Raw genomic sequence first — 18542 nt, forward strand, 5'->3', positions numbered from 1 at the left:
ATGTAATTGGGTTTTAGAGCATTTCTTGGGGTAGTTTATGAGTAAAGTAATTGAGGCTACGGGTGATGGAGCCTGTTTATTTAATGCTCTGGCAATAGGGCTGGGTGTTGAAATAATAAGCGGTCGATTGGACGTTAAAAAAGACACGCCTGGATATCAACGATTCCTGCACGACTTTGCTCGACATCATCCTCAATTTAGACCCCAAACCTGGGATAATTTAAAAAAATGGCTGAGCTACTATAATAACTCCAGAGATTGGGAACTTATATTAGCCCCGGTCCTGTTCAAATTAAATCAACAATATCAGGAAAAACTGGAACATGACGTTTTAAATGAACTGACCAATTTTATTCGAGATAATAAAGAATCTATTGTTGGTCAAGTCGCACCTCATTATATGGATTATAGTAAATGTTCTAAAATAGATAATTTGAATTTAAAAGACAAGCAGACACTGATTAAAGAACTTATTCCATTAATTAGGGATTGGGATCAAACTCAGGATTTTAGCACCATTAAAAGTTTGGTAAGCCAGAAGGCTGGTTTTTATTTGGATTTATTGAAGCAATTAATCATGGCAGATCCCAATGCCTTTCAAAGAGGTTACAGCTGCCCAGAATTAAAAGGGATGACTGATGCTTTATCTTTACAGTTGATCGAAAATGGCTTGGAACATCCTTCTGATGAACTTATTCAAATCAGATTACAAAACAAAGAGCAGCATTGGAATGTATTGTGCAACGAATCTGACTATGAAAGGGTGATTCAATTCGGTTCACAAAAATTAGGCATGACTTCATTGGAGGCCTTTCAAGGAGTAAAACCCGTTGATGCACCAAGTGAACTGCAATTGACTTTGGATGATCAAGAGAACGTCGAGGACGTTCAACTCCACTCAGAAGAAGTTGATAATCCCGGTGCTGGAGATTGTGCTTTTTATGCCTTCGCGATTGGATTAATTAATATTATTCAGGAAGAAAACAGTTATAAAAGCAAACTCATGTTTGATCGTTTGGTTGCCTATGATGAGTCCTTGCGAGATCAATTCGATGCAATTATTAATTTTAACGTGGATTTGCCTAATAATGAATTATTGGATCAATTACAAACCACTTTAAGATTAGTCGATTATCATTATCGTCTCAATGAATTAAAAGAAGCCTGTGCCAATCCTAAAGATGATTATGCTCAATTAGTGGCAAACAGTAATTTTATCAATTTTGCCGCGCTGTATTACAATGATCCTCAAGATATCGATCCTCATTACAACGAATTTGCCAATTCAGACATCATTCAAATAGTTCTTGCCGATATTGATCGTTCACAGGTATTAGAAAATTATGAGCATTTGACTTTAGTACCATTATTTTTAACCCTGATGTACGGTGAAGAGGTTGTTCCGACCTCAATAACAAAAGATACACTTCCCAGTTCAACTTCACCGATTATTGATTGCATGAGTAATATTACCCAGCAAGCGTATTGGGGAACTCATTTGGATCTGGATTATTTGGCAAGAGCCTTTGAGGTTAATCTTCATATTTATGAAAACGCTCATCCAATTCAAGAGTTTCATGATGTACCGGAGCGTCATACAATTACCCTAAGGAATCAGAATAATGCTCATTGGGTGACTGAAGTTACAAGCGCCAAGAAAGCGAACACGGAACTTGCCAACGTTTCGCCGAAATTGAAATCGGAACAATTACGACATGAAGCAATCACTGATAAAGGGTTTAATGCCGTGAATCCTGATCAAAGTCCAGCTACGGTTTCACCTAGTCCACAATCTGTTGTACCTTCCGTTCCACCAGTAGTAACCGATACTCCCTCTCGTCCAGAGTCAAGCAGTTCCTCTGGATCTGAAAAAGCGCATCATCCTGTACAATCTATAAAAAAGAGAGAGAGTTCATCTGCTTTAAAACCAGAAGAAAGTGATGAAAACAAATTAGTTCGTTTAAAACAATGTATCGCTAATGCCACAATAGCCTATACAGAATACAGTGAAAAAAATTGTTATTTTTCGTTCTTTCATCGACATGGTAGTGCCGGTCGAGCACGAGCACGTCAGTTCAATGAAGAGTTTGCCAACGTAGGCAATTATACTGATGCGAAGAGAATGTTGGTTAATTATTTGAAAGACAGTAAAAATGGTAATACTTATGACCATTCGTATAGAACCATGCTGCTCAATGAACTGCAGATGGACAGACCCAAGGCCTCTCTGCAGAATACTTCCAAACAGTTTAATACGCTGTTGAAAACCTTAATCACTACTTTAAATGTGACACCTCTGAGTACTACGAATAGAAGATAACTGTTCGGATGTTTTAAGCGTTACAATTAACCCGGGTTTGAATTGTTAGAGCCCGGGTTGTGTATGTGAGAGTTTCATTATTTTTTAACGGGTAGTACTGTTTTTTTACCCATAAAAGTAATGATTGGCGGCAATATTGAAATTAAAATGACTCCATAGATTACCAGCGCAAAATTCTCTTTAACAATGGGTAGTGAGCCTAAAAAATAGCCAAGGCTTAAAAGACTACCAATCCAAAGCAGAGCGCTTACAAGATTGTAAAGTGTAAAATGCAGTATTTCCATAGTGCCAATACCAGCAATGAACGGTGCAAAAGTACGGATAATTGGCAGAAAACGAGCAAAAATCAGCGTTTTCCCTCCATGTTTTTCATAAAACACATGGGTTTCCTGTAAATGTTTTTTATTGAGTAACCAGGATTTTTTAGAATTAAAGATATGAGGGCCTAACAATCTGCCAATTAGAAAATTCACCTGATTGCCCAGAACGGACGCAATCAACAGTACTATTAATAAAACTATGAAACTTAAAGGATTCCCCGGTTGAGCCGCGATACTGCCTGCAGCAAACAACAGGGAGTCTCCTGGAAGGATAGGAGTAACAACTAACCCGGTTTCACAGAAAATCACTGCAAATAATGCCAGATAGGTCCAAAATCCATAGGTTGAAACAAAGGTATTCAAGTAAATGTCTATATGAAGGATGTAATGAATCAGGTCATGTAAATAGTGCATTGTCGCTCTGGATGTATGGTTTATATAAAGTATAGGCCAAGCATTGGCTTAACTCTGGTTTAATTATCTATTATCACCGAACTTGGAATTTAAACCAATCAATTCAAATAAAATAAAATTTTCTGGCGAAATTTGTATTGGGATAATACACTTAATTTAAATTGTAGGCATATATAAGGGATTTAAACTGGAGCTCTCAGGGAATAATGGTGACAATTGATGGTTTTTTCCTGAGCTCTCTTTTACTTGTTGATGACATCCCTAAGCAGGGGAGCCAGGCAAAAATGAGGACATGATCTATACCGAGTAGAGTTCTTTCTCTTGAGTGTATCTAGGCCGGCGTCCTGTGGTCAAGATGCGGGACGTCGGCAGAATAGAGTAAGAGGGGGGGGTAGAGAGGAGCAGAAGATTCTGGGGTAGATTCCTTGCTTTGCCTGGGAGGAAGAGCTAATAAGAATTCAAATTAATACTGATAAAAGAGGACTATTATGAAAATTTGGACTGAATCAGTATCGCTAATTATATTGTGCCTGGTAATTAATAATGCTCATGCCGATATCACGACGAATAACGCGTTAATTCTCAATTTTACGCAGCTGGTCAAGGCTGTTGAGAGTGGTAACGATGTGAAGGCAATTATTCATCTGGATAGATGCCAGATTACGGATCCGACCATCCAGAGTCAACTGGCGCAAAATCTTATTGGCGCATCTACTCGATTTAACTTTACTCAATACCTTCATTATAACGTACGAGTCAATGGTCAATTAAAAGATACTGTCACCACAACAATGACCAGCGCTGTAGAATTGCCTGTCCCTGGGGTATTCTGGTCTGTTTTCGGTCGATTGAGTGTTTTTGATGATGATACTGCAACACTGTATGTTGACTATTTTGATCCGCTCCATCATCACTCTCATTTGGTTGTGGAATGGCTCTGCGATATTAGTAATGGAAAAGATACTAATGGCCTGGTGCTGATTAATGGTTTTTAGTCTGAACTGGTTACAATCCATTCAGTTTTTCTACCCTCTTGCTTTGAATTGTTTCAATTCGAGTCGTAAGTTGGTTTTCAAAAGTTCATTTCCTCTGGTAATCAATAAAAAAAACATGTAATAATGATTCTGTTTATTTAAAAAAAGAATTTTTAAAGCTTCAAGATTTTGTTTTGCATGTCCGTTCCTCAGTAAACGACTCGGAGAATAAAAATGAATTTTTTAAAAAAACTCTATGTGCAGGTTCTTCTTGGCGTTTTATTAGGTGTACTTCTCGGATACATGCTTCCTGATTTTGCCGTACAGTTTAAAGTCCTTTCTGATGTGTTTATTAAAATAATTAAAATGCTGATTTCCCCCATCATTTTTCTCACTCTTGTTTCGGGCATAGCGGCGATGAATGATATGAGGCAGGTTGGGCGACTTGCAGGTGGCGCTCTATTATTTTTTATGATTATCACAACAATTGCATTAATGCTTGGATTGGGGGCTGCTGATTATTTCAAACCTGGCGTTGGACTGAATATTGATCCTGCCTCGCTGAATATAGATGAAGCCAGTTCTTATTTAGGCACATCACACAAAGCAACCAACATGACTGATTTGCTCATGAATATTATTCCCAGAACATTTATCAGCGCGTTTGTTGATGGTGAAATGCTTCAAGTGCTCTTTATTTCAATACTGTTCGCGATAGGATTAATTCTAACAGGCTCTATTGGAAAACAAGTAGTGACTGGCATGGAAGTGATTGCCAAAGTGTTTTTCAAAATAATACATGTGGTGATGTACATGGCACCGGTAGCTACTTTTGCAGCTATGGCATTCAGTGTAGGCAAGTTTGGCATAGCACCATTATTTAACCTGATTGGATTGTTAGCCTGTTACTATCTGACGTCTATTTTGTTTATTCTTTTGGTGTTGGGAACTATTTTGCAATGGTATTGTAAAATTAATATCTGGCACCTGTTACGGTATTTAAAAGATGAATTGGTCATTGTTTGGGCGACTGCATCCTCAGAAACTGTGTTGCCCAGCTTGATGCAAAAACTTGAAAATCTGGGCTGTGAGAAGTCAGTAGTAGGGTTGGTATTGCCATTAGGGTATTCATTTAATCTGGCAGGAACAGCCATCTATCTCACATTGGCAGCCATGTTTATCGCTCAGGCAACCAATACTGAATTGACCGTATGGCAGGAGCTGGCGCTTTTGGGGGTGATGATTATCAGTTCAAAAGGTGCTGCCGGAGTTTCTGGTAGTGGATTTATTGTCTTGGCCAGTTCTTTGGCGACTATTGGTCATATCCCCGCTGCTGGAGTGGTTTTGGTACTGGGAATAGATAAATTTATGAATGAAGGACGCTCAATAATCAATATGACTGGTAATGCGATAGCAACCATCATTATCTCCACCTGGCAACATTCTTTTGATTACAAACAGGCTCAATCCATTTTGAAGGAGCAAGATAAACCGGATACTCAAGCAATTTATCTCAGTGAATAGGTTATTTGTGTATTTATTTTAACCAGTTGGATGTTTTTTTAATGAAAATGTGCTATAATTTTGAGCAAATTTATGCGATTAATTATAAGTGAATTATGAAACTGCGTTCAACTGATAAGAACAAACTACTGTCCTCTGCTAATGAAGTTTATTTAGCTTATGCCGCTCTCGACTTCTTCAAATCACGAACATTTAAAACAGATAGTGGAACAAAAAGTGTTTATGAATTATGTCAACAGGCCATTAAAGAACAACAGTTCGAACAAATCGTGGTGCTCAACGGTGTGAACTATAAACTGGAGTTAAAACCAAAAAAAGATAATACCTTTAAAGTTCAGTTTTCCAAACCATTAGCTACAAAGAGCGCCCCAGTAGTTAAAAAAATAAACAGTTATCTCGATCAGGATGTACTTAATTTATTATCCAGCCAACAATTTATCCTCCAAATTCCTAAAAATAGTGACGAACCAGTCGTTTCAAACAAAATTAATAATCGAATGGTAATTGGTGGTATTGGCAAAATCGAATTGTACCGAACGCATCTAGTAACCCTTCATAATATTATTGAAAAAATTGATAGTGAAGAGGACATCAGCAATTTATTAGTCGCTTTGGCTACCGGGACAGGTAAAACCTATGTTCAGGCACTGTGGATGTTAGTTTTAACTCTTTCTGAAAATAATGGAGTTTTTGCCGTTCCTGATAGGCTGGCGCATCAGTTTTCCAAGGATTTAAAACGATTATTGCCCGATTCATTTGTTGACTCCATGTTTGTATTACGGGAACAGGAAAACAACCCTGCTGCTGAAGAAGCACTAAAATCTCTTAAAAATAAAGATACTTCTGGAACCATTATCATCGGTTCCAGTGAGTATCTTCTTGATAAGCATTATCATGACCTTGAAAATGCAGATTCAGAGCATACTTTTTTAGCATTTGATGAACAACATCTAATCATGAAAGCGGAACGTCGTCGGATCCGATTGATTGAATTGTCACAAAAGAAACTTTCCATGTTTCTCACCGCTACTCCCAATCAGGAAACTTATAAACTCTCCGGTAATAAACCGGTAGCCATTATGTCCAGTGGTCAAAAGATGGAAGCTGGGCAAGGACAGTTTCCTAAACTGGTTTCTTTTCAGGCGCGAAATATTACGGATAGAAATAAATTAAAAACCTACCAGTTTTGGACGGCTGAATTCTGGAGCAATATGTTTAACGGCTTATTGCTGCGTTTAACCAATGCCATTCAGGAAGAGCAAAGTTCAGCAGCTGTCTCTCTGGTTGACGATTTGTTGTATTATCATTTTGATAAAGAAGATGAGTCTTCTGCTCGTTGGAGAATGCAGGTTCCGGTTGCGCGTAAAATGTTGTGCATTATTGATGACAACGAAACATTGGTTAATTTTTGTAATTCTCTGCAAAACAGTGACAACTACAGTCGAGATGTGTATCGCAATGGTAATTTAGTGGATCGTTCTGATGTCGCCAATTTTTTCCATTTACCTGATGCTGAAGTTTCAGTTATTCAAAATGATTTGGATGATAAACGCAGGGCATATGACGCTTCATTAAAACCTGATGAACGGCAAGTTAGTATCTTACAAGGTCAGCCAACACTGGCAAAACAAATTAAAAATACAATTTTTCATAATTTAATAGAGTACGTGCTAACTGATATTACCGGACTTGATGAAATAGAACATAATCGTTTACGCAAGCTTAACATGAACGATTTTCAACGATTGGTTATTGAGCGGTTCCAACCACGAACGGCCATGTATTACCAACAAAAACTGGCGAAAGAAATAGACGCAGATGGAGCACGTGTTATAGGCGCGTTGCTGGCAGAATTGTCTACCGTATTGCAGCTTATGATTAACGGACAATTTGATTCCCGCCTCTCTGAGAATAATAAGGATTTAACACATTTTATCGATAACTGGTCTTTATATAATCACTTAATCGATAAAATCAAAAGAAATCGAAGGGATTTAAATCGGTCATTTGATGATTATGCTGAAAAACATTTGATGATGGGCGTGATGCAGGGCATGAAGGATGCTGAAACACCCATTGCAGAATCAAAACCATTCGCTGGATTACAGCGTCATGTTCATCGTTTGTATGACAGTAATGGAGTTCTGGAGAAAAATGCCAAAAAACGCAAACATACTTCTCTGGAAATATTAAATGATACCTCTACTGAGTCAGTATTTGATCCCTCTTATTTAAATATATCGGAAGAAGTTGCTGATAATTATTTTCGACTGGGCTTTGTCGGTATTTACGTCAGTAATAAAAAAACGGAAGGATTTAGCGATAGAAACCTGCATACAGTAATTAATATTGCTGAGGAAACCTTGAGTACTACGAATAGCCCGGATACACAGATTCAGGGCATTGGTCGAAATAGAGGGCTGGATTCTACAGTAGTACCTGCATACATACACAGTTTGGGACGTGGCCAAAAAACTGTATTTAATCTGAATAATCTGCAGAAGAATGACTATTATCCTGAATTATTTAAAGCTCAAAAAGAATATAACAATCAATATATTCAGGTTCTGGGAAATAAAGTAAGCCAACAAATCATTGATTGGGTGTACGCAAATCTTGATGAAGATGAGACTATTAATCCAGACAGATTAAAGCGGCAGGTATTAAAATTCATTGCTCACGCTTTACGAGATATCAATAATAAAAACAGCCATCAGATCAAATTGAGTCGATCACAACTGACTGATGTAGTCGATTATGCAATGAAAGGGCTTGATAAAGAAATTGCGCACATCAAGAAACCTTATCGTCTATCGTTTTTCCTGCGTGTCTTGAGCCATACATTGAATTTTATTGCTGAAACCTATTATACAGTGATACGGATTCCAGTCGCATTTCAAATTTTTTATTATTCATGGTTTGGTAATAGAACGCCTCAAGCGGACAAAAAAGATCCGAAACATCCTGATGACGTCTATATAAAAATTCTGAATAGAACCAGCTTTAAAAGTATTATTGGAAATATGTCCACAGCCCTTGAGTTTAAAAACTGGATGGGTAAAAAAACACAGGGAATAACCAAGCATATTAATAAAAATATAGTTAATTATTTGAATGAAGAGGTTATCGGTACTTATACCATGTATCAAAAGCAGTTGTTGGAACCTCTGCTAATTAATATGGTAATTGATTCGAAGAAAACTAAAGTAGCAAACGCCTTGTCTGCATGTCCTCAGAGTCTTAACTTTTTGCATGCTCATTTACCGTTTCTTGACTCTCTTGGTGCTGATAATTCAGAGCATCTTGAATCTTCTTTACTGACTTTCTTACAACAGATTCCTGGGCTTGGTGATTTGCAATCAAGTGATATAGTACATTATCCAAAGAAAATGGAGCAATTGGTATCCTTGTTCAATAATACACCAGCTGCTATTTTAGCCGCGGACTCCAAGCTGCAAACTTCTTTTACTAATCACTTGGCTCTCTTTTTACAAAATGACCTTGCAAAGTATCTTTCAGCTTTTTTAACTTACCCTGACGTGCGTGCAGTGACCGAACTATTCAGTCAAAGCAAAAATTCCCGAGCCTTTGCTAAACACCTTATGACTGATTTTATTCAAAAGGGTGTGGAATTATCTCCTGACTTAGTATTAAGTGAATTTACTACCTTTTTTAAGAAACCAGAAATTCGGTTTGTTGACGAAATTATTGAGACTTTGCAAATCAAGATCGGTACATTGCAAAATCAGATACAAGGTAATTTGTTCCAGAGTCTTAAGGTTGAAGTGGTTGATCAATTGACTGCAATAGTAGGAAAACAGCTCCTTCCTTTATTAGTGAATAATTATCCTTTGGAGTACCGTGAAGAACTGCTTGCAGAAGCATCTAATGAAGCCAATATAAAGAAATTTCTTAGTGAGCATTATCAGGAATTAATGGCTCTTGATACACACAATATAAGTCAGTTGGCTCACACTATTTTTTCAGGATTAATTGATGGACCTTTGCCAACTGCAATAAATCTAGACGTTGAAATTAAAAACGCTACTGATCTTGTTGTGAGAAAATTTGAAGAAATTGGAACTAAAAAAGTACGTAATTTGGTCGTCGGAAAAATTATGGCCCCATCATCATGGAGTTTCAACGCTAAGTATTTGTTTGACAGGCCTATTGCTGACATCTTGCAAAGTGATGAATTCCTAAATGCAATTTCTTTGTTATTGCCCTTTGATCAATGGCAGAAGTTAAAAAGTGATATGCAGCAGAATTATCCAGCTCTGATTCAAGTGGCCAGGGAGTTAATTGATATTCAAGCTGAGGGCAAGCAGGCTATATCCTCACCAGAAGTGATACTTAAGTTATTAAATAAACATCTTAAGAGACAATATCAAAGTTCAGAACAGGCCGCTCAACTAGCAATAGACCAGTTTAAGGAAGTATCGAGTAAACTGGCGGATAATCCTTTACAGAATATTTCACCCGAGTTACAAGAGCAATTTGTAGCGATTGGTTATAGTCATTTACTTCCTTTGATGGCACAGTTTATTAAAGCAGATGCTAAAAAAGAACAATTTCTTGCATTAAAACCGGAGTCTGAAAAACTCTTTGAATTGATGATTCAAAATTTTGCCAATCTGGATGGCTTAATGACCGGAAGTGACTCGGAAATTAATCTAAAAGTGTTAAATTTGATAAATCAGTTGGTTCCCGAGAGCGATAAATTAGTGGAAGCTGATATTCAAAATCCGGTGCTTCACGCTCAGACTTCCGCAGAGCAGTTAAAGAAGGATATGGTTAAGATCTCTTTAAGATCTCTCTTAAAAAGCGAACTGTTCCTGGATCTCTTAAAAAATTCATTTAATCCCCAGGATTATGAATCATTGATGGCTACATTGGGTACGGAAGAAGGGATTAATGCTTTAGCGGTGAAGATAGTTCCGTATGGAATTGAGTCCTTAAATAAAGAGACATTAGTGGCATGTATTAAATCCATTAATCCGGGTCTTGTACAGATAGAAACTTTAGATGTGCGACTGAATAATTTCCAAAAATTTATTACAGAGGTTGTTGATAATATTGGAAGTAATCTGAATAAAAATAAAACATCACTATTGTTAATGGATACAATGGCTCCTATTTTATTTCATCCAAAATTTATCAAGGTAATTGATAACATTACAGGATTTTTAAATGAACAGGATTTAACTGTAATTTTTAATGCTTTTGGACGAGAAAATCCAGATCAGGAAGCAAAGCAATTTCAACGGTTTATTTCTTTAATCAGAAATCAAAATAAGAGCAAATTGATCAAGGAATTTATGTCCATGCCAATGGATAGCAAAGAGTTTGATTTTGATCAATTACCCGCCAAAAAAATGCTGGATACGGTTTCTTCTCTTATCGAAGAAGTATTGGATTGTCATTGTTATTATAATGATCAGGACAGAAAAGGTTCAGTGGGAATGGGTGAACGGCCTAAACTTCTATCCAAAATATCGGATCAATTAGCGGGTATGCGGATCTCGTCTAATTATTCCTTTTTTAGTGGCTTCGCCAGAAAAGGATTTTATATACACGGTATTACTCAAGGGTTGAGCGCTGGTGGGGAAGTAAGTGCCGATTCCAACAAGCATATTGCGAATATTTTACAGCGAGTAAAATCACATATTTTACGCCCAATCTGGTGGAGTACTAACGTTTCTCAATTAACTCACGGGTTTATAAAGGGATGCCGCGATCTGTTGCAAAGCATGAAATCAGCATGGTATAGCACGGTTAATGGGGTTAAGTCGGCGCTTAATTGGGTGACTAACAGTCATTATTTCAAATTGACTTCCCGAAATCCTGACAGCAGCGATTTTAATGATACAGCTTTTGATTTTTCCAAAAGAGTTAATATGCTTGATCCTTTGGCAACCGATCATGTTAAAGAAAAGGATTGTCCAGTGGATGTAGTGACTCATATGGAAGATTTTGTAGCAAAACGTCCCGCAAGACCCGGCTTTTTTGGTGGTAACTTGGGTACACAAGTCAGTGTTCCAGAAGAGAGGAAATCACCACGGCCAGGTTCTGATTAATGAGCTGCTATGATTTCAACGCCTCATCAGTCCCCGTATTACGGCTGCGCCTAATACGGGCTACGATCCAGAAATGAGTGTGCCATGGCAATTACGAAAATGATGTAGCCCGTATTAGGCGCAGCCGTAATACGGGGATATCGAAGCCCCATTCCGAAGTTGTTTGTGTAATGGCATTAAAGGATCATGGTAAGTCCAAGAGTGACGGTATTCTGTTGGCCTGGTTCTCCGGACTGAATTTGAATATTTTTAAATGCCCCATAATCGTGTTCGTTTTCATATTCCACAAATACACTCAAGCCTGGCATTAATCGGTAATAAGGAGTCAGGGTGTAACGCATTTGGTTGAGCCCTTTTCCTATGGATGCTGTATTGATCGTTTTGGTTGCGAGAATACCTCTTATGCCCGTTTTAAAAAATAAATTATTGGTAATTTGAAAGTCACGATCGAATTCAAGATCGAATTTTGCACTCTCTTTATAGTAATAAGTCCTTAAATTGGTTTCAATAAAATAATTCATTAAGCCTTCAAGGCCAAATCCTAATTGCCAATAAGGCTTTGTAGCCGGTCGGTAAAAATAATTCACTCCGCCTTTAATAGCCCAGAATTGATCAATGAGATGCCAATAAAATACATCCAGATCGGCGTTTTCCACACTGCCTTTATAGATCTCTGCATCATTTGTAAATAATTGAAGTTTATTATAGTCATGGCCATATAATCCCTTAAAAGTAATTCTCTGTGCGTTATGAAAGGGATCGGCCCCCACATCAATGAACTGAGCCGCAAAAAAGCCCATAGGATGTGCCATAGGATGAAGAACCAGGGACTTATCCAGCGGTCTTGCTTCATCTACCCTGACTATAGGTCGGTTGATAAACGCCGTTTGCTTGATTTGATTTTCCGGTTTCGTTGTATCATTAACCAGCTGAATCAGAGAGGAGTACTGAAAAACACGAGACATTCCTGACATCATATGATAAATCAAATGACAGTGAAAAAACCATTGACCACTGGCATCTGTATCAACATCGGCTGTTACCATACCGCTTGGCGGTATATCAATAGTATGCAATAAAGGATCATACTTGCCATTGCCATTACGAACTATAAACCAGTGTCCATGAATATGCATGGGATGGTGCATCATGGAGTTATTGGTAAAAATCATTCGATACCGTTTACCAGGCTTTAGTATTATTGGGTTGGTTTTATATTCGGGAACGCCATTGATAAACCAGATGTAACGTTCCATATATCCATTTAAATCCATTTTTATTGTTTCTTCGATAGGGATATCAGGATCATTAGTAACCACTAATCCTGCCAGGTTCTGGTATTTGGTTCCCATGGTCTGCATCTTGGACTTTGTATTTTGGGAGTTAGCGTCGGGCATACTCTGGTGTGTTGTTTTGGTTTTATCCATAGGCATGGAGTGATCCATAGGCATGGAGTGATCCATAGGCATGGAGTGGTTCATAGGCATGGAGTGATCCATAGGCATGGAGTGGTTCATAGGCATGGAGTGATCCATAGGCATGGAGTGATCCATAGGCATGGAGTGATCCATAGGCATGGAGTGATCCATAGGCTTGGAATGATCCATAGGCTTGGAATGATCCATAGACGTGGAGTGATCCATAGACATGGAGTGATTCATGCCGGACATCATTGCTCTACTGACTGGTAACGGAGTTGGGAAAGGGGAAACTTGGGTGTAGTGTACTGATTGATTAGGAGATGTAATTAATGCCCCATATGCTGCCCCTAGGGTATCCGAAGATTCAGCATAAATAATATAAGGTTTGTTCTCTTTTATTTTGACTAGCACATCATAAGTTTCTCCAGGAGCTACAGTAAAGTCCTGAACTGAATAAGGCTTTACATCATTTCCATCCACATGGATAACCTGTGGTGTAGTATCCGGTATTTTGATGTGAAAGATGGTGCTGCCCGCTGCGCCTATAAAACGTAATCGTACCCAATCTCCTTTTTGGACTAATCCTGTCCATGGGGTGTTTTTGGTTTGACCATTCAATAAAAAAACATCATAGGCAACGTCACTAAAATCATAGATACTCATACGCATATGTTGCATCATAATGTAATCGTCCAATACATTTTTACGTTCTTCGGATGATGCTTTTTTATAGTCATGAATGAAATGCATGAGAGAGGGTTGAAGTGGAAATTTGGGTGAATAGTAATCCCCTGTTTTTTTAAGATTGGCATAGACTTGATTGGGATTGGTATTAATCCAATCGGAGAGAACCATGACAAAATCTTTGGTGTATTTATGGGGGGAGGGTTTAATCGGGTCAATGATTAATGCGCCATAGATTCCCTGTTGTTCCTGAAAACCTGCATGAGCATGATACCAATAAGTGCCTGATTGCTCTACAGTAAATCGATATTGGAAATGGTGGCCAGGAGGTATGCCTCTTTGACTAATACCAAGGACTCCATCCATTTGCCATGGAACTAATAAGCCATGCCAATGCAGGGCAGTTTCTTCTTTGAGATGATTATATACATTGATAACCACCTGATCCCCTTGTTTAAAATGCAAGGTTGGCGCAGGAATTTGATCATTAATAGCTAAAGCAGTTTTGTTTTTACCGGCGAACTGTACTGTTTTATAATCTATTGAGAAATTTACGATACGAACAGTTGCGTTAAGATTAGGTATGCTCATTAATAATAGAACGATAATCTTAAATAACATTCGAAACAAAGAGTTCCCCAGTTAACTTGAATAGCTGAGAATAAGGTTAACTTATTGCGAATTGGCTGTCACTGAAAACTATCCAATACCGTAGCGTTTATATTTATCATATGACAGGCAAAATATAATCTCACGGGCTGGAAATAGGGCCGAATATACCGATTGTAGCCCGTATTAGGCGCAGCCGTAATACGGGGTTGATGATGCACCGATCCCCGTATTACGGCTGCGCCTAATACGGGCTACATCGTATACTTAATGGACAATTGATCGTTCGTAGTGATTTTAATGGAACCTTGCTGATTAAAGAAACCGCTAGGCGCAGTGGATTTATGATCAGAAAGTTGTATTTGTTCCGGTAGAGTATTCATCAGGTAGATGAGTGCTTCATTGGAGTCCAGATGTTTAATCCATTCTTTGGAGTTGCCTCGATTATTGATGTGGTTCAGTATGAGATCAAAGAGTTTATTACAGGACGAATTATTTTTAAGTTTGCAACAATGTCTTTCAGCGAAGCGATGTAATTCACCGAACGTATTAAGTAGAAACTCCATTTGTTGTTCTGTATTTTCTGTATTGTCGCTTGGTTTATTCAATTCTTTGATGCATTTAATAATGCGTAATTGGGTTTTATAAACTTGAAGGGTGACATTGTATTTATAACAATCCAGAATTCGAGTCGCTGTTAATGCTTTATTTGTACGCGATTGATGTAAGAAGGCACTGGTATTTTCACAGTACTGGGAAATCATTTTGGAAAATTGCTTGGTTCCTTGAGGGTTCAATTCTTGTTCTGAGCTGCCATAGGCGAATATTTTAGCAGGACGAACACCTGGATTTTGTAAAAACTCATCAAGGTAATAATCTAAAATATCGATTAATTTGAAGTTATAGGAGTTATAGGCTACGTCCAGAGTGATAGCCTGGGTAATATTTTCCAATTCAAGGTCTGTAACTATAAACTGGTCGCTGTTTTTGTACGTCTTGGAATTTTGGACTTCTTTATTCAATAAGAAGCGTTGATTGGCAAGGTCATCAAAAATGACCTCAGTATCCTGATTAAATCGATTTTTAATAAATCGTTTTATTTTCAATTTTATCTCTGTATTCACTTCTTTATTTTCAGCCAGGGAAAGCGTAGACAGCTGTTTTAATAAAAGCATTCGATAGAGGATAAACTCATCTTTGACTCTGGCGGATTGTTGTAAGGGATCAAGACCTAACCCAGGTGATATTTTATTGCATAAGGACAGTAAGAACGCATAGGAATTATTGAGATAAGCGTCTATGTTATCGGCAGTTACTGATACCCCATAATCTCCGCGGGAAATTCCTAACATTTGGCGATATTCCGGATCTCCTAAAAAGATAAGCTCGGAAGTGTAACGTGGCTCGTATTTTTTAAATAAATTAAGGGCGGTCGAACATAAATAATTATAAGGATTAGCGTTATCGTTATTGTTTGAATTTATTGGAGCAAATCGCTTGATATGGTCAAAATCCGATTCATTGCCTCCTAATCCACCTTTGGACACAGGGGCACAATAAAAATCAAGTAATTTGGGAGGAGTATAGTGAGAGCAACTAATTACCTCCAATACCTGCTCTTTAATTTTTTGAATTAATTCAAATTCTTTTATCACATCAGCATGCTGGGTTTTGCTTAAATACAATTGAGTTCCGGCAATCCAGTGATTTAATAAATTGGATTTTTTCTTATTGATCGAGTTAATCAGATGTTCCGTTTGTTTTTTACTTTGAATAATCAGATCTTTGTATTCATGCCCCAGATCTATTTCCACGGCTTTACTGTGTCGGTAACGTGATGCATACTCCCTTAACCAGCCTGAAACTGAACCTCTTGCTACTTTATCGCCCTCAAAGGCGTAGAGAAATTTTTGATTGATGTGTTTGAAGTCGCGAGTATTTTCAATATCTTCCGATGAGGTTTCCTTACTTTGAATCAATTCTTTTTTTAAACGCAGATATTCATTATTGATCATGGTTATCGCATGCTGAATCTGATTCCTGTTCTCTGTATTCCGTTTGTACGTAATGAAATCGATATTATTAATAAGAAAATATGCCCCCATACTGGCAAGAAGAAACCCTACTGAAGTAATGGAGCCGATACTCCATAAAAATGCTGCCCCAAGAGTTAGCGTGACGGTTACTGCGAGAACAGTAGCTACAATAAGACCAGTTATTAGAGAGAAAACCAGAGCATGTTTTGCTAAAAAACCCGGCTGATTCATTTGTTCAAGTAAAAAATCTCGAGAGATGAGCATGAATTTTAATTGAATTTCTTGTGTAAAAGCCTGTCTGACCTTATCTGATTCGGATAATTGATTGATCCATTTAATAAATGGGGATTGAAGCTCTGATTGTATTTCAATGTCATGAACCTGATACAGCGATTGAAAACCATTGTTAAAAATTTTGCTTAATTCTCGAGCAAAATACAGTTCTATCGCAAAGTTAATTGTATCGGGTGATTTATCCTTAAGTCGTGCTCTTCTGATAAATTCAGTACGTACATCGGGTTCAATGGCTGTTCGACTTATTTTTCCCAGAAGTAACATTTCTCTGAAATGAAAGAGTTTAATGAGTTCAACTGAAATTTGTTTGCATTCGTATTTAATTAATTCAGATAATTCCTTTTGTTTGTCCAGAGTACTGGCAAATTGTTTTTGAGTATCCTCCTGGTTGCCGCTAAATTGGGTTTTGAAGTAATCGTATAAAACTTCGGTAATGGAATTTCCCAGAGTTACAGAAAACAGTTCAGCCGTAACCGAATTAAACAGTGTGTAGTCGCTTCTTTCAAAACTTAAATCAGAGACAAAATTCCTGAGTTGTTCAGGAATGAGTAGCTTGGCTTTATTGATATAATACCAGAACCCTGAAGCTTCACTGGTTAAGGATGCTGTTGTCGATGGGACCTGTTTATGGATTAGGGTATCTAGATAATGTTCGGCTAATAAACGTGTATCACCAATCAGTTCAATCCATGAATATATTTTTTCAGGATACTCTGATTGCTCTAAATACACACCGTAATGCGTGAGCATCTGATTGTGTAATTGTTGTTGATAATTGCGCTGAATCGCTTTAATTATGCTGAGTTCTCTGGAATCCAAATCTGTCATAGTGTGCTCCTGTATCGAGTTCTTACATACAGCGTTTTAATTGGATCTCTTTTGAAACGGCCAGGGAAGAGTTTTTAGATTGATGTATCGGTACGATTCATTAATAGGGTCTGTTGAGAATTCACTAGTTCAATTACCCACAAATGTCTACGTACCTCGGCTTGTCCGCGGTATCCAGTGTACTTCTGGATGGCGCGGGCAAGCACTGAGTGCTCCTCCTTTTTTATACGTCATCCTTGCGAAAGCGGGGATCCATGCGAGAATGTGGCATTGTACTAATGTTTAGGATGGATCCCTGCTTTCGGGAGGATGACAACCTTATATAAGTGCGGATTTATTGAGGACAAGCCGCACCACGTAAGGATTCTAGAGCACTTGTCAACAGCTCCTAGTCGGAAAGCTTGGTTCCATACAGCCTGTCACCGGCATCACCTAAACCAGGTACTATATATCCTTTTTCATTTAATTGTTTATCTATAGATGCTGTAAATACAGGAACATCAGGGTGTTCCTCATGGAATGACGATATTCCCTCTGGTGAAGCAAGTAAACAAAGGAATTTTATGGATTTTGGATTTATGGCCTTTATTTCTCGAACTGCTGCAATAGCAGAATTACCAGTGGCGAGCATGGGGTCTACGATAATGACGTCACGATCTTGAGTATGTTCCGGAAGTTTAAAATAATATTCTATGGGTTCAAGTGTTTTAGGGTCTCTATAGAGGCCGATATGGCCAATTCTGGCTGTGGGAACAAGTTGTAACATACCATCAAGTAGTCCATTCCCTGCGCGCAATATGGAAACAAAAACCATTTTTTTCCCTTTTAAAACAGGGGATTGCATTGTAGCCAGTGGCGTTTCGATTTCTTCATATTCTACTTCCAGATCACGAGTTACTTCGTAAGCCAGAAGCATACTGATTTCATGCATTAGAGTGCGAAATTTGACAGTACTGGTCTCCATTTTTCGCATAATCGTGAGTTTGTGTTGAACCAACGGGTGATTTATTACAACTACTTGTTTTGTGTTCATTAATATTC

General features: G+C 38.0%; 8 protein-coding genes. 4 read left to right on the forward strand and 4 right to left on the reverse strand.

Annotation, left to right across the window (positions count from 1 at the left end):
* The first annotated feature begins 37 nt into the window (after nucleotides 1-37).
* Nucleotides 38-2320: a hypothetical protein gene (locus IZU94_RS10935; protein ID WP_203110585.1), complete on the forward strand. Its 2283-nt coding sequence runs from the start codon at nucleotides 38-40 to the stop codon at nucleotides 2318-2320.
* A 77-nt stretch (nucleotides 2321-2397) separates the two neighbouring features.
* Here IZU94_RS10935 and IZU94_RS10940 read toward each other — a convergent pair whose 3' ends face one another.
* Nucleotides 2398-3054 carry a DedA family protein gene (locus IZU94_RS10940; protein WP_203110586.1) on the reverse strand — a complete coding sequence of 219 codons (657 nt, stop codon included), beginning with the start codon at nucleotides 3052-3054 and terminating at the stop codon, nucleotides 2398-2400.
* 488 nt (nucleotides 3055-3542) lie between these two features.
* Here IZU94_RS10940 and IZU94_RS10945 point away from each other — a divergent pair, with 488 nt between their 5' ends.
* The 3 genes from IZU94_RS10945 to IZU94_RS10955 all read left to right on the forward strand — a co-directional run bounded on the left by IZU94_RS10945 (nucleotide 3543) and on the right by IZU94_RS10955 (nucleotide 11629).
* Entirely contained in the window at nucleotides 3543-4049 is a 507-nt protein-coding gene (locus tag IZU94_RS10945) for a hypothetical protein (protein WP_203110587.1), read from the forward strand.
* 213 nt (nucleotides 4050-4262) lie between these two features.
* Nucleotides 4263-5552, forward strand: coding sequence for a C4-dicarboxylate transporter DctA (gene dctA, locus IZU94_RS10950; RefSeq protein WP_203110588.1), 1290 nt, complete (start codon nucleotides 4263-4265; stop codon nucleotides 5550-5552).
* Nucleotides 5553-5647: 95 nt separating this feature from the next.
* Nucleotides 5648-11629, forward strand: a complete 5982-nt coding sequence (locus IZU94_RS10955; protein ID WP_203110590.1) for a DEAD/DEAH box helicase family protein — start codon at nucleotides 5648-5650, stop codon at nucleotides 11627-11629.
* Nucleotides 11630-11805: 176 nt separating this feature from the next.
* On the opposite strand, the gene IZU94_RS10960 is transcribed toward IZU94_RS10955, so the two are convergent.
* The 3 genes from IZU94_RS10960 to upp form a co-directional block, all read right to left on the reverse strand.
* Nucleotides 11806-14355, reverse strand: a complete 2550-nt coding sequence (locus IZU94_RS10960; RefSeq protein WP_203110592.1) for a copper resistance system multicopper oxidase — start codon at nucleotides 14353-14355, stop codon at nucleotides 11806-11808.
* A 242-nt stretch (nucleotides 14356-14597) separates the two neighbouring features.
* Nucleotides 14598-17501: a hypothetical protein gene (locus IZU94_RS10965; RefSeq protein WP_203110594.1), complete on the reverse strand. Its 2904-nt coding sequence runs from the start codon at nucleotides 17499-17501 to the stop codon at nucleotides 14598-14600.
* Between the two features lie 388 nt (nucleotides 17502-17889).
* The gene (gene upp / locus IZU94_RS10970) at nucleotides 17890-18534 is read right to left on the reverse strand and encodes a uracil phosphoribosyltransferase (protein WP_203110596.1); all 645 of its coding nucleotides are present in this window, start codon (nucleotides 18532-18534) and stop codon (nucleotides 17890-17892) included.
* Nucleotides 18535-18542: the final 8 nt, after the last annotated feature.

Origin of the sequence: Legionella bononiensis, assembly GCF_016786215.1 — a bacterium.
Lineage (GTDB): Bacteria > Pseudomonadota > Gammaproteobacteria > Legionellales > Legionellaceae > Legionella > Legionella bononiensis.

Bases quoted from the DNA above. Each gene is read 5' to 3' on its own strand.
- IZU94_RS10935 (WP_203110585.1), top strand. From the start codon at position 38: ATGAGTAAAGTAATTGAGGCTACGGGTGATGGAGCCTGTTTATTTAAT.
- IZU94_RS10940 (WP_203110586.1), bottom strand. From the start codon at position 3,054: ATGCACTATTTACATGACCTGATTCATTACATCCTTCATATAGACATT.
- IZU94_RS10945 (WP_203110587.1), top strand. From the start codon at position 3,543: ATGAAAATTTGGACTGAATCAGTATCGCTAATTATATTGTGCCTGGTA.
- dctA (WP_203110588.1), top strand. From the start codon at position 4,263: ATGAATTTTTTAAAAAAACTCTATGTGCAGGTTCTTCTTGGCGTTTTA.
- IZU94_RS10955 (WP_203110590.1), top strand. From the start codon at position 5,648: ATGAAACTGCGTTCAACTGATAAGAACAAACTACTGTCCTCTGCTAAT.
- IZU94_RS10960 (WP_203110592.1), bottom strand. From the start codon at position 14,355: ATGTTATTTAAGATTATCGTTCTATTATTAATGAGCATACCTAATCTT.
- IZU94_RS10965 (WP_203110594.1), bottom strand. From the start codon at position 17,501: ATGACAGATTTGGATTCCAGAGAACTCAGCATAATTAAAGCGATTCAG.
- upp (WP_203110596.1), bottom strand. From the start codon at position 18,534: ATGAACACAAAACAAGTAGTTGTAATAAATCACCCGTTGGTTCAACAC.